Annotated in this window: 18 protein-coding genes; 8 read left to right on the top strand and 10 right to left on the bottom strand. The window is 69.7% G+C overall.

Annotated features, from left to right (window positions below):
• Positions 1-52: 52 nt before the first annotated feature.
• The 8 genes from FZN60_RS06340 (at position 53) to FZN60_RS06300 (ending at position 9,020) form a co-directional block, all read left to right on the top strand.
• Positions 53-1,027: a Bug family tripartite tricarboxylate transporter substrate binding protein gene (locus FZN60_RS06340; protein ID WP_158872263.1), complete on the top strand. Its 975-nt coding sequence runs from the start codon at positions 53-55 to the stop codon at positions 1,025-1,027.
• A gap of 81 nt (positions 1,028-1,108) precedes the next feature.
• A complete protein-coding gene (locus tag FZN60_RS06335; protein ID WP_158872261.1) occupies positions 1,109-1,624 on the top strand; it encodes a tripartite tricarboxylate transporter TctB family protein in 516 nt (171 codons plus the stop codon).
• 13 nt (positions 1,625-1,637) lie between these two features.
• Positions 1,638-3,146 carry a tripartite tricarboxylate transporter permease gene (locus tag FZN60_RS06330; RefSeq protein WP_158872259.1) on the top strand — a complete coding sequence of 503 codons (1,509 nt, stop codon included), beginning with the start codon at positions 1,638-1,640 and terminating at the stop codon, positions 3,144-3,146.
• 2 nt (positions 3,147-3,148) lie between these two features.
• Complete coding sequence (locus FZN60_RS06325) at positions 3,149-4,243, top strand: CobW family GTP-binding protein (RefSeq protein WP_158872257.1); 1,095 nt, start codon at positions 3,149-3,151, stop codon at positions 4,241-4,243.
• A gap of 421 nt (positions 4,244-4,664) precedes the next feature.
• The gene (locus FZN60_RS06320) at positions 4,665-6,092 is read left to right on the top strand and encodes a cytochrome ubiquinol oxidase subunit I (protein WP_158872255.1); all 1,428 of its coding nucleotides are present in this window, start codon (positions 4,665-4,667) and stop codon (positions 6,090-6,092) included.
• Between the two features lie 11 nt (positions 6,093-6,103).
• Positions 6,104-7,117 carry a cytochrome d ubiquinol oxidase subunit II gene (cydB, locus tag FZN60_RS06315; protein WP_158872253.1) on the top strand — a complete coding sequence of 338 codons (1,014 nt, stop codon included), beginning with the start codon at positions 6,104-6,106 and terminating at the stop codon, positions 7,115-7,117.
• Positions 7,118-7,413: 296 nt separating this feature from the next.
• Positions 7,414-8,181: a 7-alpha-hydroxysteroid dehydrogenase gene (hdhA, locus tag FZN60_RS06305; RefSeq protein ID WP_158872249.1), complete on the top strand. Its 768-nt coding sequence runs from the start codon at positions 7,414-7,416 to the stop codon at positions 8,179-8,181.
• Positions 8,182-8,222: 41 nt separating this feature from the next.
• Positions 8,223-9,020: an SDR family oxidoreductase gene (locus tag FZN60_RS06300; RefSeq protein WP_158872247.1), complete on the top strand. Its 798-nt coding sequence runs from the start codon at positions 8,223-8,225 to the stop codon at positions 9,018-9,020.
• Positions 9,021-9,033: 13 nt separating this feature from the next.
• Here FZN60_RS06300 and FZN60_RS06295 read toward each other — a convergent pair whose 3' ends face one another.
• The 10 genes from FZN60_RS06295 to FZN60_RS06250 form a co-directional block, all read right to left on the bottom strand.
• The gene (locus FZN60_RS06295) at positions 9,034-9,684 is read right to left on the bottom strand and encodes a cysteine hydrolase family protein (protein ID WP_158872245.1); all 651 of its coding nucleotides are present in this window, start codon (positions 9,682-9,684) and stop codon (positions 9,034-9,036) included.
• Positions 9,685-9,701: 17 nt separating this feature from the next.
• Positions 9,702-10,442, bottom strand: a complete 741-nt coding sequence (locus FZN60_RS06290) for an SDR family NAD(P)-dependent oxidoreductase (RefSeq protein ID WP_158872243.1) — start codon at positions 10,440-10,442, stop codon at positions 9,702-9,704.
• A gap of 14 nt (positions 10,443-10,456) precedes the next feature.
• A complete protein-coding gene (locus FZN60_RS06285) occupies positions 10,457-11,770 on the bottom strand; it encodes a glutamine synthetase family protein (protein WP_158872241.1) in 1,314 nt (437 codons plus the stop codon).
• Positions 11,771-11,777: 7 nt separating this feature from the next.
• On the bottom strand, positions 11,778-12,665 hold the full coding sequence (locus FZN60_RS06280; protein ID WP_158872239.1) for a MurR/RpiR family transcriptional regulator: 888 nt from the start codon (positions 12,663-12,665) through the stop codon (positions 11,778-11,780).
• On the bottom strand, positions 12,662-13,444 hold the full coding sequence (locus tag FZN60_RS06275; protein ID WP_158872237.1) for an N-formylglutamate amidohydrolase: 783 nt from the start codon (positions 13,442-13,444) through the stop codon (positions 12,662-12,664). Before FZN60_RS06275 ends, FZN60_RS06280 begins: the two co-directional genes overlap by 4 nt.
• An 81-nt stretch (positions 13,445-13,525) precedes the next feature.
• On the bottom strand, positions 13,526-14,698 hold the full coding sequence (locus tag FZN60_RS06270; protein WP_158872235.1) for an ABC transporter substrate-binding protein: 1,173 nt from the start codon (positions 14,696-14,698) through the stop codon (positions 13,526-13,528).
• A gap of 13 nt (positions 14,699-14,711) precedes the next feature.
• Complete coding sequence (locus FZN60_RS06265) at positions 14,712-15,740, bottom strand: branched-chain amino acid ABC transporter permease (protein WP_158872233.1); 1,029 nt, start codon at positions 15,738-15,740, stop codon at positions 14,712-14,714.
• Positions 15,737-16,633, bottom strand: coding sequence for a branched-chain amino acid ABC transporter permease (locus FZN60_RS06260; RefSeq protein WP_158872231.1), 897 nt, complete (start codon positions 16,631-16,633; stop codon positions 15,737-15,739). The genes FZN60_RS06265 and FZN60_RS06260 overlap by 4 nt, the downstream gene beginning before the upstream one ends.
• A gap of 3 nt (positions 16,634-16,636) precedes the next feature.
• Positions 16,637-17,362: an ABC transporter ATP-binding protein gene (locus tag FZN60_RS06255; RefSeq protein ID WP_158872229.1), complete on the bottom strand. Its 726-nt coding sequence runs from the start codon at positions 17,360-17,362 to the stop codon at positions 16,637-16,639.
• The gene (locus FZN60_RS06250; RefSeq protein ID WP_158872227.1) at positions 17,349-18,149 is read right to left on the bottom strand and encodes an ABC transporter ATP-binding protein; all 801 of its coding nucleotides are present in this window, start codon (positions 18,147-18,149) and stop codon (positions 17,349-17,351) included. The genes FZN60_RS06255 and FZN60_RS06250 overlap by 14 nt, the downstream gene beginning before the upstream one ends.
• Positions 18,150-18,273: the final 124 nt, after the last annotated feature.

Genomic DNA, 18,273 nt, shown 5'->3' with positions numbered 1-18,273 from the left:
CGACGCATCCGCATGCAGGCCCACGTCCACGTCATTCTCGGGAGGAACGACCATGAAGCGCATCGCCGCGGCCTTTGCCGCCTGTCTTGCCGCAACGATCGCGGGGTCGCTCCCCGCCGGCGCGCAGGAGGACTATCCGAGCCAGCCCGTCGAGCTGGTCTGCTCGACCTCGCCCGGCTCCACCGCCGCCCAGTGGTGCCAGCTCATGGCCCAGGTCCTGGCGCAGGAGGACAAGCTCGGTGTGCCGGTCAACGTCACCTACAAGGGCGCGGGCTCGGGCAACGAGGCGGCGGTCTATACCACCGGCCGCGAGGCCGACGGCTACACGATCCTCCACGCCAATGCGAGCTGGAGCGGCTACATGAACCTGCCGACCTTCGAGCGCAAGCCCGAGGACTTCGAGTTCCTCGCCCGCATCGAGAAGTTCATCTATGCCCTCGGCACGCATGCCGACAATCCGTACCAGAGCTTCGAGGACGTCGTCGCGGCGGCCAAGGAAGCTCCCGGCTCGATCGCGGTGGCCGGCAACAAGATCGGCTCGATCCACCACAAGCACATCCTGTCCGTCTTCAAGGCCGCGGGCGCGGAGGTCGTGCACATCCCCTACGAGGGCTCGGGCGATGCGGTGCGCGACGTCCTCGGCCAGCACGTGCCGGTCGGCCTCGGCTCGATCGGCCAGTTCCAGTCGCACGTCCAGGCCGGCACTGTGCGGCCCCTGGTGGTGCTGAACGAGGCGCGCGTCGCCGCCATGCCGGACGTGCCGACCCCGGCCGAGCTCGGCTACACCTATCCGATCAGCCACCAATGGCAGGGCATCTTCCTGAAGAGCGGCACGCCCGAGCCGGTCAAGGCGAAGATCCGCGACGCCCTGACCAAGGTCATGTCGAGCCCGGAATACGCCGCCTATCTCGAGACGAGCCCGCACGTCGAGAAGAACTTCGAGGTGGACCCGGCCACCCTCAAGCAGTCCTTCGACGCCGAGCTGACGGACACCCGCGCCTTCATGGAAGAGAACGGCCTGCTCTGACCGGCCGGCTGGGCGCGGCATCGTCGCCGCGCCCAGCCCGCAACGCCGCATCTTTCCCGCCCTTCGCGAAAGGACATGCCCATGCTGTCGCTGCATCGCCGGACGGCCGAGCTCGTCACCGCGCTGGTTCTTCTCGGCCTCGTCGCCTTTCTCATGCTGGAGGCGGCCAAGCTTCCGCCCTCGCCGGTGCGCGGCTATCCCGGTGCGGCCTTCTTTCCGATGCTGGCGCTCGGCGGCACCGGGCTCTTCATCCTCGTCTGGATCGCGATGGTGGCCTTCCGCCCGCGGTCGCAGGCCGCGGCCGCCATGACCGCGGACGGGGACGAGCCGAAGGACGGCCCCCGCTTCACCTTCGAGCTGCGCGACTACCTCGTCACCATCGGCGCGACGCTCGCCTTCGTCTACGGCATGAACCTCGTCGGCTTCGAGATCGCCGCCTTCCTGGTTCTCGCCGCGCTGCTCTGGACGCGGATGTCCAGCCCGGCGGTGGCGCTCGCCACGGCGGCGCTCACCATGCTCGCCCTTTACGGCACCTTCGTTCTTCTCCTGAACGTCTCGATGCCGCTCCTCTTCCTTCCCCGCTTCCTGCAGTTCTGAAGGAGGACCGGCCGTGACGCTCGTCGAGAACTTCCTGCCCGCGCTCTGGGTGGTGCTGAGCCCCACCAACATGGTCATCATGACGATCGGCGTGGTGATCGGCATCCTTCTGGGGGCGCTGCCCGGCTTCGGCGCGTCGCAGGCGCTGGCCCTGACCTTTCCTTTCACCTTCGGGATGGAGCCGGTTTCGGGCGTCCTGTTCTTCATCGCGATCTACGCCGCGGCCGAGTACGGCGGGGCGATCCCCTCGATCCTGATCCGCACGCCCGGCAACGCGGCGGCGGCGATCACGATCCTCGACGGCTTCCCCATGGCGCAGAAGGGCCTCGCCGGCCGGGCGCTGAAGATCTCGCTCTATACCGGCGTCTTCGGAAGCATGATGTCGAGCTTCGTCTTCCTGTTCGGCGCCTCCGGCCTCGCCTGGGTCGGCCTCCAGTTCGGACCGACCGAGATGCTGGCGGTCGGCATCTTCGGCCTCGCCATCATCGGCAGCTTCTTCGGCGACAGCCCCGTCCGCGGCTTCATCGCGACCGGCATCGGCCTGTTTCTCGCGACTATCGGCTCCTCCGGCTTCAGCGGCACGCGGTTCGCCTTCGGCCAGGCCGCGCTCCTCGACGGCCTGCCGCTCATCGTCGTCATCACCGGCCTTCTCGCCGTGCCCGAGGCCTTCAACCTCATGGCCGCGCGGCGCGGCGACGACATGAAGCTCGCCAAGCACCTCGACCAGTCCGCCGCCGGCAACCGCGTCGGCTGGAAGGACATGCGGGCGCTGATGCCGACCATGTGGCGCGGCACGCTCATCGGAACCGCCGTCGGTGCCGTCCCGGGCGCGGGCGCGACCGTCGCCTCGCTTCTCGCCTACAACGAGGAGAAGCGCTGGTCGAAGCATCCGGAAAAGTTCGGCACCGGCGTCGACGAGGGCGTCGCCGCTCCCGAGACCGCCAACAACGCCATCGTCGCGGGCGCGCTCATCCCCTCGCTCGCCCTCGGCATTCCGGGCTCGGGCGCCATCGCCATCCTTCTCGGCCTCCTGATCAGCCGCGGCATCGTGCCGGGGCCGCTTCTCTTTTCCCAAGGCGGCGACCTCGTGATGTCGGTCTTCGTGGGGCTGATCGTCTCGGCGCTCCTGATGCTCGTCGTCGGCATCGCCGGCATCCACGCCTTCGTCCAGGTGGCGCGCGTGCCGCGCTACATCCTCGCGCCCTTCGTGCTGATCACCCTGATGATCGGCACCTACGCCTACCAGAACTACGCGACCCACGTGGTTCTCACTCTCGTCATCGGGGCGGTCGCCTACTGGTTCGAGAAGATCCGCATCCCGGTGATCCCGATCGTTCTCGCCTTCGTCATGGGGCCGATCATCGAGGCGAACCTCAACCGCGCCATGGTGATCCACGGGGGCGACCTGTCCTTCGTCCTCCAGCGACCGATCGCCCTGGTGATCCTGGTGCTGGCCGTCGTCACCGCGGTCTTCTCCTTCCTGCGCGGGCGCCCGCGCATCGTCCGGCAGGCCGAGGCTTGAGCATGAGCCGGACGGTGCGCCTGCGCGGGGTCGGGCCGGCACAGGCCGGCGGGGCCGAAGAGGGCGTCGAACGCGTGCCGGCGACGCTTCTCACGGGCTTCCTGGGCAGCGGCAAGACCACGCTCCTCAACCACCTCCTGTCGCATCCCGAGATGGCCGACACGGCGGTCGTCATCAACGAGTTCGGCGACGTCGCGATCGATCATCTCCTCGTCGAGAGCGCCATCGAGAACGCCGTGGTGCTGCAGAGCGGCTGCATCTGCTGCACGGTGCGCGGCGACCTCGTCGACACGCTCACCGACCTTCTCGCCAAGCGGGCGAGCGGCGCGCTGCCGTTCTTCTCGCGCATCGCGATCGAGACGACGGGCCTCGCCGACCCTGCCTCGATCGTCCAGCTCTTCGTCGCCGAGCCGCTGGTGGCGAAGCGCTTCCGCCTGCGCGCGGTCGTGACCACGGTGGACGCCGTGAACGGGGCGGGCCAGCTCGACGCCTTCGCGGAGGCCGGCCGGCAGGTGGCGCTCGCCGATCTCCTCGTCGTCACCAAGTCCGACATCGCCGAGCCCGGCACCGCCGCCGCCCTCGTCGATCGGCTCAGCCGCCTCAATCCCGGAGCCTCCGTCCTTGCCATCGAGCAGGGCCGATTGTCGCCGGACGCGCTGTTCGGCGCCGTGCCGGACACGCTGGAGACGGGCGGAGCCGTCGGGGCCTGGCTCAAGGCCGACGCCTTCGAGCCGGCCGATGTCGGGGGAGCGGGTTCCGGGCGATCGGCGCACGGCAACGACATCCGGGCTTTCGCGCTGGAAACGTCGCGCTCGATCAGCGCTCAGGGCCTGAAGCGCTGGCTCGGCTCGATCCTGTCGCTTCGCGGAGCCGCCCTCCTGCGGATGAAAGGGCTGGTCAAGGTCGAGGGCCTCGACGGCCCGATCGTCCTGCACGCCGTCCAGCACGTGCTCCATCCGCCCCTGCGCCTCGCCCGGTGGCCGACGGCCGATGCCACGACGAAGCTCGTCTTCATCACCAACGGGCTGCCCGCCGCGGGTCTCCTCGCGAGCTTCGAGGCCTTCTGCCAAGAGGATCGCGCGGGCGGCGACGACTGACGCCCCGAAGCGACGGGCATGGGGCGAGATGCCCTCTGCCTGCTCGCGCAGGACTGCGACGATTTGTTCTTTCGCGAGGCGCGACGTCTTTGCCCGAAGGCGGTTCAAGCGCATGCCGGTAAGCAATCGGTCGCGGAAGGACGCCCGCCTTTCTTCGTGGGCGGCCAAGAACTGGTCGAGTTCGACGATCGTCGCTCTATGTCAAAATCACTGCCGCGACGAAAACTGCTGAACGGCAGCCTCCGCGCGCATGCAAGCGATCGCGTCGGCGCGCATGCAAGCCGCACGTCCGAAGACGGGACTGCCCCGATATGCATTCCTTCGTGTCGCGATCGGCCGATGTGTCCGGGCGCGAGACTTGCGGAGGAAGATCAGCCTGAATTGCGCGCCCTTCGCGGCGCGCTCCTATTGGAGGCGGTTCGTGTTCGATGCTTTTGATCCGGTTCTGCTGGCGCGCATCCAGTTCGCCTTCACGGTGGCCTTCCACTTCATCTTCCCCGCCTTCACCATCGGACTGGCATCGTTCCTGGCGGTCTGCAACGGCCTCTGGCTCTATACCGGCCGAGAGGTCTACCAGACGCTCTTCCAGTACTGGCTGAAGATCTTCGCCCTGTCCTTCGCGATGGGCGTCGTGTCCGGCATCGTGATGAGCTACCAGTTCGGCACGAACTGGTCGGTGTTCTCCGACCGGGTGGGGCCGGTGCTGGGTCCCCTGATGGCCTACGAGGTGCTGTCCGCCTTCTTCCTCGAAGCGGGCTTTCTCGGGGTCATGCTGTTCGGTCTGAATCGCGTGGGCAAGAAGCTCCACTTCTTCGCCACCCTCATGGTCGCGATCGGCACGCTCGGCTCGGCCTTCTGGATCCTGTCGGTCAATTCCTGGATGCAGACGCCGGCGGGCTACTCCGTCGCGGCGAACGGGCAGTTCGTTCCCGAGGACTGGTGGGCCATCGTCTTCAATCCCTCCTTCCCCTACCGCCTCGTCCACACCGTCCTCGCGGCCTACCTGACAACGGCCTTCATCATCGGCGCGGTCGGCGCCTTCCACCTCCTGCGGGACCGGCGCAACGCGGCGGCGCGCACCATGTTCTCCATGGCGCTCTGGATGGCGACGGTGGTGGCTCCGATCCAGATCTTCGCGGGCGACGCGCACGGGCTGAACACGCTCGAGCACCAGCCCATGAAGGTGGCCGCCATGGAAGGGCACTTCGAGACGAACCGCGACGGCGGCATGCCGCTCACCCTCTTCGGCCTGCCCGACATGGCGGAGGGCCGGATGCGCGGGGCGATTGAAATCCCCCATGCCGGCTCCCTGATCCTCACCCATTCCCTCGGCGGCGAGGTCGCCGGCCTCGATCAGTTTCCCCGCGAGGACTGGCCGAATGTCGGGCTCGTCTTCTTCGCGTTCCGCATCATGGTCGCCATCGGCTTCGCCATGCTCGGGATCGGCCTTTGGGGACTTTATCGCCGCTGGCGCGGATCGATCGACGAGGCGACCTGGCTGCAGCGGGCGATGGTGCTGATGGGACCGTCCGGCCTCGTCGCGGTGACGTGCGGCTGGTTCACCACCGAGGTCGGGCGCCAGCCCTACACGGTCTACAACCTCCTTCGCACCGCCGACAGCCACTCGCCGATCGCCGCCTCCGCCGTCGGCACCTCGCTCGTGGCCTTCATCCTCGTCTACTTCGCCCTGTTCGGAGCCGGCACCTACTACATCCTCCGCTCCATGCGGCGGGCGCCGAACCTCCTCGAGCCGGGACCCGATCCCCGCGAGCCGATCCGCACCGCGGGCATCACGCCGGGACCGGCCATGGACGTCCAGAACGGCCCCGTCTCGGGCGCCCTGAGCTGAGGAGCGACGTCATGGATCTTCCGCTCCTCTGGGCCTTCATCCTCGCCTTCGCGGTTCTCGCCTACGTGGTGCTGGACGGGTTCGACCTCGGCATCGGCATCCTGTTCCCGTTCCTGAAGCGGCACGAGAACCGGGACACGGCGATGAACACGATCGCGCCCTTCTGGGACGGCAACGAGACGTGGCTGGTGCTGGGCGGCGGCGGCCTCTTCGCCGTCTTCCCGCTGGCCTACGCGATCGTGATGCCGGCGCTTTACGCGCCGGTCATCGCCATGCTCCTCGCCCTGATCTTCCGGGGCGTCGCCTTCGAGTTCCGCTGGCGCACGGTGCGCTGGCGCGGGGTCTGGGACATGTCCTTCTTTATCGGGTCGGTGGTCGCGGCCTTCGCGCAAGGCGTCGCTCTGGGGACCATCGTGCAGGGCATCGAGGTGTCGGGGCGCGCCTATGGCGGGGGCTGGTACGACTGGCTGACGCCCTTCTCGGTCGTCACCGGCCTCGCCGTCGTCGTCGGCTACGCGCTTCTCGGCGCGACCTGGATCATCATGAAGACGGACGGCCCGTTGAACCGTCTCGCCGCCCGCTACGCGGCCGCGCTCGCGATCGGAACGCTCGTCGGCATCGCGATCGTGTCCGCCTGGATGCCGTTTCTCCAGCCGACCTTCTACTCGCGCTGGTTCAGCTTTCCGCAGATCCTGTTCGTCGCCCCCATCCCGATCCTCGTGGCGCTCGCCGCCTTCAGCCTGTTCCAGGCGCTGAAGGATCACGTGTCCAACTACCGCCCGTTCCTGTCGGCCTTGGCGCTGTTCGTCCTGTCGTTTGTCGGGATCGGCATCTCGTTCTATCCGAACATCCTGCCGCCGGAGCTGACGATCTGGCAGGCGGCGGCGCCCGATTCCAGCCTCCTCTTCATGCTGGTCGGCGCCTCGGTTCTGATCCCCGCGATCCTCGCCTACACGACCTATTCCTACTGGGTCTTCCGGGGGAAGGTGATCGAGGGCGAGGGCTACCACACCCATCATCACTGAGGCGGGGGATGTCGAAGCGCCTGCGGCAGCTCGGCTGGTTCGTCGCCCTCTGGAGCGCGGGCGTCCTGGCCGTGGCATCGGTCGCCTACGCCATCCGAGCCGTGCTTCTGTGACGCGCCGGCGCCGGCGCCCGGATGGCCGGCAGGCCGGTGCGGCGTGACGGTTTGGTCGCCTGTTTCGTCGTGGTCCGGCCAAACTCAGCCGGCGAAGCGCAGCCGCATAAGCGGCTAATGCTGGCACCACGGCGCCGGATGGCCGTAAGGTCGGCCTACTCACGGTTGAGCGGAAGGGCGGCGATGTTCGATCCCAGGCAGTTCCGATTGGACGGCGACGTGGCGCTGGTCACGGGCGCGGGCGCGGGCATCGGACGGGCGATCGCCGGAGCCTTTGCCGGGGCCGGCGCGGCGGTGGTGGTCAGCGACCTCAAGGCTGAGACCGCCGAGGCCGCCGCGGCCGAGATCGCGCAGGCGGGAGGACGGGCGGTGGGTATCGCCTGCAACGTCACGAAGGAAGACGATCTCGAGGCCGCGGTGGGGACCGCCGTGGAGCGCTTCGGGGCCGTGACGCTTCTCGTCAACAATGCCGGCGGGGGCGGGCCCAAGCCCTTCGACATGCCCATGGACCAGTTCCGCTGGGCCTTCGAGCTCAACCTGTTCTCGCTCTTCCGCCTGTCGCAGCTCGCCGCCCCGCACATGGCGGCCGCCGGTCACGGGGCGATCCTGAACATTTCCTCGATGGCTGGCGAGAACAAGAACGTCCGGATGACCTCCTACGGCTCGTCCAAGGCGGCGGTGAACCATCTGACGCGCAACATGGCGTTCGACCTCGGGCCGCGAGGCATCCGGGTCAACGCCATCGCGCCGGGGGCGATCCGCACCGATGCCCTGGGGAGCGTGCTGACGCCCGAGGTCGAGGCGACGATGCTGCGTCACACGCCGCTCGGACGGCTGGGAAGGCCCGAGGACATCGCCAACGCCGCCGTGTTCCTGTGCTCGCCGGCCGCGTCGTGGATCAGCGGACAGGTGCTCACCGTCTCGGGCGGGGGCGTGCAGGAACTCGATTGACCGGAGCCGCCGTCGCGGCGCCCAACGCAAGGACGAGGCTCATGGCGCGGTTCGATCCCTTTGCCGACTTCCGCATGGACAATCACGTCGCCCTGGTCACGGGCGGGGCGCAGAACATCGGGGAGGCGATCGCCCGCAGCTTCGCGGGGGCCGGCGCCCGCGTGATGATCGCCGATCTGAACGGCGAGATGGCGGAGGGCACGGCCGCGACCATCGCCGCGCAGACCGGGAGCGAGGTGCGGGGCATGGGCTGCGACGTCACGAGCGATGCCGATGTCCGGTCCTGCGTGGCCGAAACCGCGAGGGCCTTCGGCGGCGTTTCCACCCTGGTCAACAATGTCGGCTGGGGGCGCGCCTATGACGATCCCCTGGCCGTTTCCGCCGAGGACATGATCGAGAGCTACAAGCTCAACACGCTCTCGTCGATGCGCGTGACGGCCGCCTGCCGTCCGCACCTCCTGAAGGCGGAGAATGCCACCGTCACCAATTCCGGATCGCTCGTCGGCATCGAGCCGGCCTTCGATTTCATCGCCTATTCCGCCGCGAAGGCGGCGCTGAACCACCTGATGCTCGGGCTCGCGCATTATTTCGCCCGCGAGGTGCGGATCAACACGGTTCTCATCGGAACCGTGCTGACGCCGGGCTACGCCGCGGCCGGGCTCGACGCCAAGGCGCAGGAGGCTCTCGCCCATCCCGACAATCTGACCGGCCGGGCCGGCCAGCCGCAGGATGTGGCCAACGCCTTTCTCTGGCTCGCGTCGCGGGCCGGAAGCTGGGTGTCGGGCCAGACCATCAAGGTGCACGGAGGCGGTCGCCGCATCCGCCTGAAGCCGGAGTGATGCCGCGCCGATGTCAGCGGGAGCTGAGCGTCGGCTCGGCCGGCAGTCGGAGGCGTTCGAGAAGGCCTTGCGTGTCGAGCGTGAGGCAGTAGCCCGCGAAGGCCCGCAGCGCCGCCTCGTGCCGCTCGGGCGTATGGGTGGCGCAGGCATCCGACACGCAAACGGGATAGAAGCCCCGGTCGGCGGCGTCGCGCAGCGTGTGGTCGACGCACTGGTCGGTCAGGAAGCCGGTGACCACCAGCGTGTCGATGCCGATGTTGCGCAGGACGTATTCGATGTTGGTGGAGTTGAAGACGCCCGACGAGGTCTTCGGGATGACGATCTCGTCCTCGCCCGGCGCGAGCGCGTCGAAGACCTTGGCCTCCCACGAGCCCTTGGCGATGAAGAAGTTCGACAGCTTGTAGTCGAGGCTGCGGTCGCGCCCGTCCTTGGTCAGGTTCTCCATCACCGTGTACATGACCTCGGCGCCGGCCGCCCGGAAGCCCGCGACGAGGGCTTCGAGGTTCGGCAGGACGGTTTCGCGCACGGTCGCGTCGAACCCGGGCAGGCGGGTCGCGACCTCGGGGTTCCACACGACGTTCTGCGTGTCGACGAGAAGAAGGCAGGTGCGCTTCGGGTCGAACGGGCGGTTCCGGCTGAGGGCGGCGTCTTCGGGGCGTTGCATGGGATCTCGCTCCTCCTTCAGACCATGATGTCGCCGCCGTTCGGATGGAACGTCGCCCCGACATAGAAGGCGGCGTCCTCCCCGGCGAGCAGCAGCGCCGTGGGCGCGACCTCCTCGACGCGGCCCTGGCGGCCGATCACGAGCTCGGATTCTTTCTTGCCGACCCATTCGGGCGGCAGCTTCATGTCGGTGTCGAGCGGCCCCGGGCAGATCGCGTTGACGGCGATGCCGTGGCGCGTCACCTCGTAGGCGAGCGAGCGGGTGAGGCCGACGACGCCGGCCTTGGCGGCGGCGTAGTGCGCCATGCCCTCGCCGCCCTTGTAGGCGAGCTGGCTCGATATGTTGACGATGCGCCCATAGCCCCGCGCGCGCATCCCCGGCAGCACCGCGCGGGTGCACAGGAACACGCTCTTCAGGTCGATCCGGATCATCTCGTCGAAGGTCTGCGTCGGCATGGTCTCCAGGAGCGAGACGGTGACGATGCCGGCATTGTTGACGAGGATGTCGAGGGGGCCGAGTTCGGCCTCGATCCGGGCGAAGGCTTGCGTGACGCCGGTCTCGTCGCCGACGTCGACGGTCACCGCCAGGCTGCGGCGGCCGAGGGCGCGGATGCGCGCCGCCACCACCTCCGCGCCCTCGCCGTTGCGGTCGAGAACGGCGACGTCGGCGCCTTCCGCGGCATAAAGCAGCGCGATGGCGCGGCCGAGGCCGGTCGCGGCCCCCGTGACGGCGGCGATGCGCCCGTCGAGCTTTCCCATGGGTGCTTCCATTCTCAGTAGACGGCCGCGTAGCGGCGGCAGAGCTCGTCGGGGCTCCAGTCGCGGGTGAGGTCGAGCTCCGCCCGCTTGTTGGCGATGTAGGCCTCGGTGAGGGGCGCCGGGAGGAAGGCCCGGGCGACCGGGTCGGCTTCGAGGGCTTCCAGCGCCTCGTCGGCGCTGGCGGGCAGGCGGCGGATGCCGCGCGCCGCGCGCTCGGCCTCGCTCATCGCGCCGGGATCGACGCCGCTCGTCGGCTCCGGCGCGGGAAGGCTTTCGCGCAGGCCGGCAAGCCCTGCGCGGATGATCGCGGCGAGCTGGAGATAGGGATTGGCCGTCGCGTCGGCGGCGCGGAACTCGAAGTTGAACTGGCGCGCCGTCTTCTCGGGCGGGCCGAAGACCGGGCAGATGCGGATGCCCGCCTCGCGGTCGTGGAGGCCGAGATTGGACCAGACGCCCGTCCAGGTCTTGGGCACGAGGCGCAGATAGGAGACGGCGGTCGGCGCGGTGAAGGCGCAGAGCGCCGGCATGTGCCGGATGACGCCGGCAAGGAAGTGCCCGGCCGCCTCGCCGACGCCGAAGGGGCGTCCGGCATCGTGGCTGACCGGCTCGCCGGTCTCGGTCCAGAAGCTGAAATGGATATGGACGCCGCTGCCGAGGCCGTCCGGCTTGACGCGCGGGGCGAAGGTGACGCGGTGGCCGAGCCGGTGGGCGGCGGCGCGGGCGATCTCCTTGAGCACCACCGCCCGGTCGCAGGCGGCGAGCGCCTCGGCGGGCGGAACGGTGACCTCGAACTGGCCGCCCCCGAACTCCGGCAGGTAGGAATCGACTTCGACGCCCGCCGCGTGGAGGGCGGCGATGAAGGTCTCGCCGAAGGCCCCGTGGCGGCGGACGGCGCCGAGCCCGTACATGTCCCCGGTCCAGGTCTCGGCGCCGGAGTAGACGAACTCGTGCTCGAAGGCGGCGCGAAGAACGAGCCCCGTCTCGCGCCGCAGGTCCTCCACCGCGCTCTTCAGGGCCGTGCGCGGGCAGCAGTCCCAGGGCGTTCCGTCGGTCTGCGTCACGTTGCAAAGGAAGAAGCGCTCGGCGGGCGAGCCGTCGGCGAAGTCCACCTCGACGCCGGTTCCGCGGTCGGGCATCAGCGTCAGGTCGCCGTGCGGTCCCCAGGGCGAGGGCGCGATGGTGCCGAGCGCGGTGAACATGAGGTTGGTCGGCGTCCAGCCGATGCCGCCGGCGAGGCGCTTGTCGAGGAGGCGGGTGGGAAAGCCCTTGCCGCGCACCTGGCCGGACAGGTCGGCATAGCAGAAGAGGGTCAGCGGCTCGCTTATCATGCGGGGATCAGCTTCCGAGGTTCGTGGACTTGCGCAGGTCTTCCAGCGCGGCCATGCGGTCCCGCGCCTCCGCCCCCAGCCGCTCGACGACGCCGGCGACGAGAAGCTCGACGACGGCGAGACCCCCGACGCCGCTGTCGAAGGCGGTGGGCAGGTCGACGGGGCAGGGGATCACGAGGTCGGCATGGGCCGCGATCGGAGAGCGCCAGGGATCGGTGACCAGCACCACCTCGGCCCCGAGCGAGCGGGCGCCGCGGGCGAAGTCGAGGACGTCGCGCTGGTAGCGGCGGAAGTCGAAGACGGCGAGGACGTCGCCCGGCCGGATGTCGACGAGATCGTCCGCCCAGGCCGCGGTGGTGTCGCGCACGACGCGCACGCCGGGGCGCAGCTCCCGCAGGTACTGGTAGAGGTAGGTCGCGACGAGCCAGGAAAAGCGCCCGCCCATGCAGAAGACCGCGCGGGCCGGGTCGGCGAGGCGCTCGCAGGCGGCGCCGAGGTCGTTGCGCGCCATCTCGGACGACAGGCGCTCCATGTTGAGGCGCAGCGCGTGGCCGACGTCGCGGAACACGTCCCGCCCGCTCGCCGGCTCGCCGGGCGGGGCGGGATAGCGCGCGAGCGGGCTCTGGAGGCGCAACTGCACCTCCGCGCGCAGCGCGTCCTGGAACTCGGCATAGGTCGGGAAGCCGAGGCGCGAGACGAAGCGCAGGATGGTCGGCCCGCTCGTCGCCGCCCGCGCGGCGAAGCGCGCGACGGTCTCGAGCCCCGCCAGGGGGTACTCTGCGAGGAGAGCGTGGGCGACGCGGCTCTCGGCCTTCGACAGGTCGGGCAGGCTCGCCAGGGCGCGCTCCTTGACCGACCCGGCCGGCGCGGGTCCGGGCGTCGGCGCGGTGCTCAAGGCGCCAGCACTCCCGACCGCTCGGCCGCCAGCGGAAACAGCCTGCCGCAGAGCGCCGCCCATTCGGCCTGGCCGGCGGGATCGCCGATGAGGTCCTGCCGGATCTCGATCTCGGCATAGGGAAGGCCGCGGCCCTCGGCATGGACGGGCACGGTGTAGTCGGTCTCTGCGCTGACCGTGTAGGGCTGGTTGCGGCCGACCGTGAAGTTCGTTTCTGACTCCAAGACGGCGATCAGCGCGTTGCCGAAGCGCCAGTCGCGGTCGGCGAGGACGCCGATCTCCCAGGGGCGGGCGATGCCGTTCGAGCGCAGCCTGTCGGTGCAGCTGTGCATGGCGACGAAGAGGGTCGGTCGCCCCGCCGCGCGCCGGGCGTCGAAGAGGCGGGCGAGAGCCGCGTGATAGGGCTCGAGGATCTCGCTCTGGCGCGCCCGGACCTCGGCCGGCGACAGATCCGCATTGGCGGGAACGGGGGTCGTGTCGCTGACGGGGGCGATCGACTGCGCGTGGCCGGGGCGCCGGTTGCAGTCGATCACGAGCCGCGAATAGGGCTGAAACACGTAAGGCGCGTCGAGGGCGCGCGCGAGGGCGCGCGTCACGCCGTGGATGCCGATGTCCCAGCCGATGTGGCGCGACAGCTCGGCCTCGGGCAGGCCGAGGTCGCCGAGGCGGGCCGGCACGGCGCGACCCGCATGGTCGCAGGCGAAGACGAAGGGCGAAGCGCCGGCCTCGTTCTCGATCCCGAAGGGCGCCGGGTCGCCCGGCTGCAGCAGTCTGTCCATGGCTCGAATCCATGTCCTCGTCGTTCGGGGAGGAGGGCGGCCGCCGAAAGGGGCCGCCCTCCGATCCGCCCCCGGTCCGGGTCAGCCCTTCGGCGTCACCGTGGTCTCGAAGTTCATCTTGCCCTCGCCCACCTTGATGATGGCGACGGGCTTGGTCGGCACGCGGCCGCCTTCGGGATAGACGATCGTGCCGGTGACGCCCTCGAAGCCCTTGGTCTCGGCGAGCGCCTTGGCGACGGCGGCCGGCTCGCTCGTGCCGGCGCGGGTGATCGCGTCGGCGACGAGACCCACCGCGTCGTAGCCGAGCGCGGCGAACGCGTTCTCAGGCGGCGTGCCGTAGTCCGCCTGATAGGCCGTGCGGAATTCCTGCGCCGGCCCCGTCTCGATGCCGGCATAGGCGTGCGTGGTGAAGTAGACGTCCTTGGCGAGGGCTTCTCCGGGCACGGACAGGACGAGGTCGGTGTCGAAGCCGTCGCCGGCCAGGATCGGCAGCGCGACGCCCGCCTCGCGCAGCTGCTTGACGATGATGCCGGCGGTGTCGGGACCCGAGGAGGCGAAGATCGCGTCGACGCCCTCCGTCGACTGGAGGCGGGACACGAGGGCGGAGAAGTCCTGGTCGGTCGTCATGTAGACGTCCTCCAGCACCACCTTGCCGCCGAGCTCGGTGAAGCGCTCGGTGAAGTAGCGCGACAGGCCCGTGGTGTAGTCCATGGCGTTGTCCGTCCAGACCGCGACGTTGCGCAGACCCAGCGTCCCGTAGGCGTATTCGGCCATGGCGTGGGCCTGGACGTCGTCGCCGAAGGGCACGAGGAACATCTTGTCGCCGACCATCTCCGGCAGGTCGGGAGCGGTGGCGCCCGACGTCACGAAGGCGATGCCGGCCGTCTGGAAGAGGGGCGCGGCGGCGAGGGCGAAGGTCGAGTCGCTCTGGCCGATGCCGGCCGACAGGCCGGGGATCGCCACGGCGCGCTGGGCGGCGGTGGCGGTTTCACGGGTGTCGTTCTTGGTGTCGATGGCGGTGAGCTCGATCATCCGGCCGCCGAGGAGGCCGCCGGCCTCGTTGATCATCTTGGCCTTCAGCTTGGCGCCGTTGAAGGAGGGCGCGTCGAGCGAGGACAGGCCGCCGCTCGTCAGGTTGTAGAGCGCCGCGATGTTGATCGGCCCGGTGTCCTGCGCGCGGGCGGGCAGGGTGGAGGCGGCCGAGAGAAGGGCGGCTGCGGCGATCGCCGCGGCGCCCGAGATCCAATTGCGCATGCTGCTTCTCCTTCTACGGGACGGGATCGGGGGGAACGGCTCGACGGCGGCGCCGGGCCGCGAGGGCGGCGAAGGGTCTCGGCTCGGCCGTGCCGAAGAGGCCGGAGGGGCGGAAGATCAGGACGAGGATGACGCCGACGGCGACGATGATCTGGCTGGCGCCGAAGAAGCCGGCGGCCTCTTCCAGCGGCCGCAGCCATTCCGTCGCGAGGGTCAGGACCACGGCCGCGATCGCCGTGCCGACGATCGAGCCCGTGCCGCCGAGCACCACCATGACGATGAGCTGGAAGCCGAGAAGGATCGAGAAGGAGCTCGGGCTGATCAGGGTGACGAGGTGGGCCCAGAGCCCGCCCGCCACGCCGGCGAAGAAGGCGCCGAGGGCGAAGGCGAGGACGCGGGTGCGCGCGACCTTCACCCCGAGGCAGGCGGCGGCGAGCTCGTTCTCGCGGATCGCCAGCATGGTGCGCCCGAGCGAGGCGTGCTTCACGCGCCAGCAGACGAGAAGCGTCAGGACGAGGACGAGGTACACCCACCACGGATTGGTGAGGGGCGGCAGGCCGCTGAGGCCGAGCGCGCCGCGGGTGATGCCCGGCAGGTTCACCGCCAGGCTCTGAACGATGAAGATGAGCCCGAGCGTGGCGACCGCCAGGTAGTGCCCGCGCAGGCGCAGGACCGGAATGCCGACGACAGCGGCCGCGAGCGCGGCGACGAGCCCGCCGGCCGCGAGCGCCAGCGGGAAGGGCCATTCCTGCCCGGCGAGGAGGGGCGGCAGGTCGCGCAGCATCGCGGTCTTGCGCGCCGTGGGCATGGCGAGGATCGCCGCGACGTAGCCCCCGATCGTCATGAAGGCGGGATGGCCGAGCGAGAACAGGCCGGTGAAGCCGTTGGTGACGTTGAGGCTGACGGCCAGGATGACGTTGATGCCGACGAACTGGAGGATCGTCAGGCTGTAGGGATCGAGCCCGAGGGTCGCGGCGAAGACGAGCGCCGCGCCAAGGGCGATCGGCAGGACGAGGCGAAGGAGGAATGCGCCGCCGCTCATGCCCGCGTCTCCGCCGACTTGCCGAGGAGGCCGTTCGGCATGACCAGGAGGACGAGGATCAGCGCGGCGAAGACGAAGGCGTTGCGGAAGGCCGAGAACTCGGACGGCAGGAGGCCGACGAAGAGAACTTCGGCAAGGCCGAGGACGAAGCCGCCGAGCACCGCCCCCGAGATCGAGCCGACGCCGCCGATGACCGCCGCCACGAAGGCCTTGAGCCCCGGCACGGTGCCCATCAGCGGGCTGATCTGCCCGTATTTGGCGCCCCACATCAGGCCGGCGACGGCGGCGAGAGCGCTGCCGATCGCGAAGGCGAGCGCGATCATGCGGTCGATGTCGATGCCCATGAGGCGCGCCACGGCGTAGTTCTCGGCCGTCGCGCGCATCGCCATGCCGGTGCGGGTGAAGCGCACGAAGGCGACGAGCGCCGCCATCAGGACGAGCGCGAGCCCGACGATGGCGAGATCCACGACCCGCACCGAGATGCCGCCGAGCGGCACGAGCGTGCCGAGCCAGGCGGGCACGGCGAAGGTTCGCGGCTGGGCGGTGATCGTCATCACCGCGAGGTTCTCGATGATGATCGCGACCGCCAGCGAGGCGATGAAGCCGGTGACCTGAGGCGCGCCCCGCATCGGCCGGAAGGCGGCGCGCTCGACGAGCAGCCCGACGAGGGCGCCGGCCGTGAGCACGGCGAGGACGGCGATGGGAAAGGGCAGGCCGGCCAGCGCGATGCTGCCGAGGGCGGCGAAGGCACCGATGGCGAAGATGTCGCCGTGGGCGAAGTTGATGAGCCGCACGATGCCGTAGATCATCGAGAAACCGATCGCGATCAGCGCGTACATGGCGCCGAGAACGAGGCCGTTGACGATCTGCGAAAGGAGATAGGCGCCGGTCATCGCTCAGGCCGCTCCGAGGTAGGCGCGCTGGACGTTCGGATCCTCGGCGAGGGCGCGCCCCGTTCCTTCGAGGACGATCGAGCCCGCTTCCAGGACATAGGCCCGGTCGGCGATGTCGAGGGCCATGGCGGCGTTCTGCTCGACGAGAAGAACGGTCATCCCTTCGTCGCGGATGCGCTCCAGGATGTCGAAGATCTGCTCGACGAGGCGCGGCGCCAGGCCGAGGGACGGCTCGTCGAGAAGCAGGAGCTTGGGCCGGCTCATCAGCGCGCGACCGATCGCCAGCATCATCTGCTCGCCGCCCGACAGCCGATCGCCGGGAACGCTCGCGCGCTCCTTGAGGATCGGAAACAGCCGGTGGACGTCGGCGATGTCCTTCGCGATGCCGTCGCGGTCCCGGCGCAGGAAGGCCCCGATGGCGAGGTTCTCGGCGACCGACAGGTTGGCGAAGATCTGCCGGCCTTCCGGACAGTGCGACAGGCCGGCGGCAACCACGGCCTCGGCCTTGAGGCTGGTGATCTCGATCGGGGTCGCGCCCGGTTCGGCGGCGAAGCGGACGGTTCCCGAGCGCGGACGCAGGAGGCCGGAGATCGTCGCCAGCGTCGTCGTCTTGCCCGCGCCGTTGGCGCCGATCAGGGCGACGATCTCGCCCCGGCGCACTTCGAGGCTCGCGCCGCGAAGCGCGTGGGTGCCGCCGCGCCGCACGTCGAGGTTCTCAACCCACAGCATGGCGCCCCTTCCGGCCGTGGCCGAGATAGGCCTCGACGACGCGCGCGTCGGCCCGGATCTCGGCGGGCGTGCCCTCGGCGAGCATCCGGCCCTGGTTGATGACCACGAGGCGCTGGCAGATGCCCATGACCATCTTCATGTCGTGTTCGACGAGAAGCGTCGTGATGCCGAGCTCGCGGTGCAGGCGCTCGATCGTCGCGCCGAGATCGGCGGTCTCGTACGGGTTCATGCCGGCGGTCGGCTCGTCGAGGAGGAGCAGCGTCGGCTCGCTCGCGAGGGCCCGGGCGAACTCGACCTTGCGCTGGTCGCCGTAGGGAAGGCTGCCGACCCGCTCTCCGGCGCGCTTCTTCAGGCCGAGGATGCCGAGCACCTCGGTGGCGCGAACGCGGATGGCGGCTTCCGAACGCCGCGCGGCGGGAAGGCCGAGAACCGTGGCGAGGAAGCCGGGACCCCGCTTGCGGTGCAGGCCGACCATCACGTTGTCGATGACCGGCAGGTCGTTGAACAGCCGGATGTTCTGGAAGGTGCGCGCCATTCCGAGCGCGGCGTTGGTTTCCGGCCGGTTGCCGGTGACCTCGGCGCCCTCGAAGAGGATGCGCCCCGAGCTCGGCTTCAGAACGCCCGTGACGATGTTGAAGGCCGTCGTCTTGCCCGACCCGTTGGGGCCGATCAGCCCGACGAGCTCGCCGGGCGCGAGCGCGAAGTCGATCCCGTCGAGCGCCCGCACGCCGCCGAAGCTCTTGGCGAGCCGGTCGACCTTGAGGAGCGGGCTGGACGAGGATGGCATGAACGTCATCGACCGATGCGCGGGCAATGCCGCCCGCTGGATTTTTCATTTGTTAGATCGATAACATGCACATACTATTTGTTACAAGAACCATTCTGCCGTAAAACTGTGCCTGCCTAGCATG

The sequence above is a fragment of the Antarcticirhabdus aurantiaca genome (genome assembly GCF_009765365.1).
Classification (GTDB): Bacteria; Pseudomonadota; Alphaproteobacteria; order Rhizobiales; family Rhizobiaceae; genus Antarcticirhabdus; species Antarcticirhabdus aurantiaca.
The sequence above is the reverse complement of the archived record's forward strand: the minus strand, read 5'-3'. Positions and strand labels throughout refer to the sequence as shown.

Coding starts and splice junctions, on each gene's coding strand:
- FZN60_RS06340 (WP_158872263.1), top strand. CDS start 53: ATGAAGCGCATCGCCGCGGCCTTTGCCGCCTGTCTTGCCGCAACGATC.
- FZN60_RS06335 (WP_158872261.1), top strand. CDS start 1,109: ATGCTGTCGCTGCATCGCCGGACGGCCGAGCTCGTCACCGCGCTGGTT.
- FZN60_RS06325 (WP_158872257.1), top strand. CDS start 3,149: ATGAGCCGGACGGTGCGCCTGCGCGGGGTCGGGCCGGCACAGGCCGGC.
- cydB (WP_158872253.1), top strand. CDS start 6,104: ATGGATCTTCCGCTCCTCTGGGCCTTCATCCTCGCCTTCGCGGTTCTC.
- hdhA (WP_158872249.1), top strand. CDS start 7,414: ATGTTCGATCCCAGGCAGTTCCGATTGGACGGCGACGTGGCGCTGGTC.
- FZN60_RS06300 (WP_158872247.1), top strand. CDS start 8,223: ATGGCGCGGTTCGATCCCTTTGCCGACTTCCGCATGGACAATCACGTC.
- FZN60_RS06295 (WP_158872245.1), bottom strand. CDS start 9,684: ATGCAACGCCCCGAAGACGCCGCCCTCAGCCGGAACCGCCCGTTCGAC.
- FZN60_RS06290 (WP_158872243.1), bottom strand. CDS start 10,442: ATGGGAAAGCTCGACGGGCGCATCGCCGCCGTCACGGGGGCCGCGACC.
- FZN60_RS06285 (WP_158872241.1), bottom strand. CDS start 11,770: ATGATAAGCGAGCCGCTGACCCTCTTCTGCTATGCCGACCTGTCCGGC.
- FZN60_RS06275 (WP_158872237.1), bottom strand. CDS start 13,444: ATGGACAGACTGCTGCAGCCGGGCGACCCGGCGCCCTTCGGGATCGAG.
- FZN60_RS06270 (WP_158872235.1), bottom strand. CDS start 14,698: ATGCGCAATTGGATCTCGGGCGCCGCGGCGATCGCCGCAGCCGCCCTT.
- FZN60_RS06265 (WP_158872233.1), bottom strand. CDS start 15,740: ATGAGCGGCGGCGCATTCCTCCTTCGCCTCGTCCTGCCGATCGCCCTT.
- FZN60_RS06260 (WP_158872231.1), bottom strand. CDS start 16,633: ATGACCGGCGCCTATCTCCTTTCGCAGATCGTCAACGGCCTCGTTCTC.
- FZN60_RS06255 (WP_158872229.1), bottom strand. CDS start 17,362: ATGCTGTGGGTTGAGAACCTCGACGTGCGGCGCGGCGGCACCCACGCG.
- FZN60_RS06250 (WP_158872227.1), bottom strand. CDS start 18,149: ATGCCATCCTCGTCCAGCCCGCTCCTCAAGGTCGACCGGCTCGCCAAG.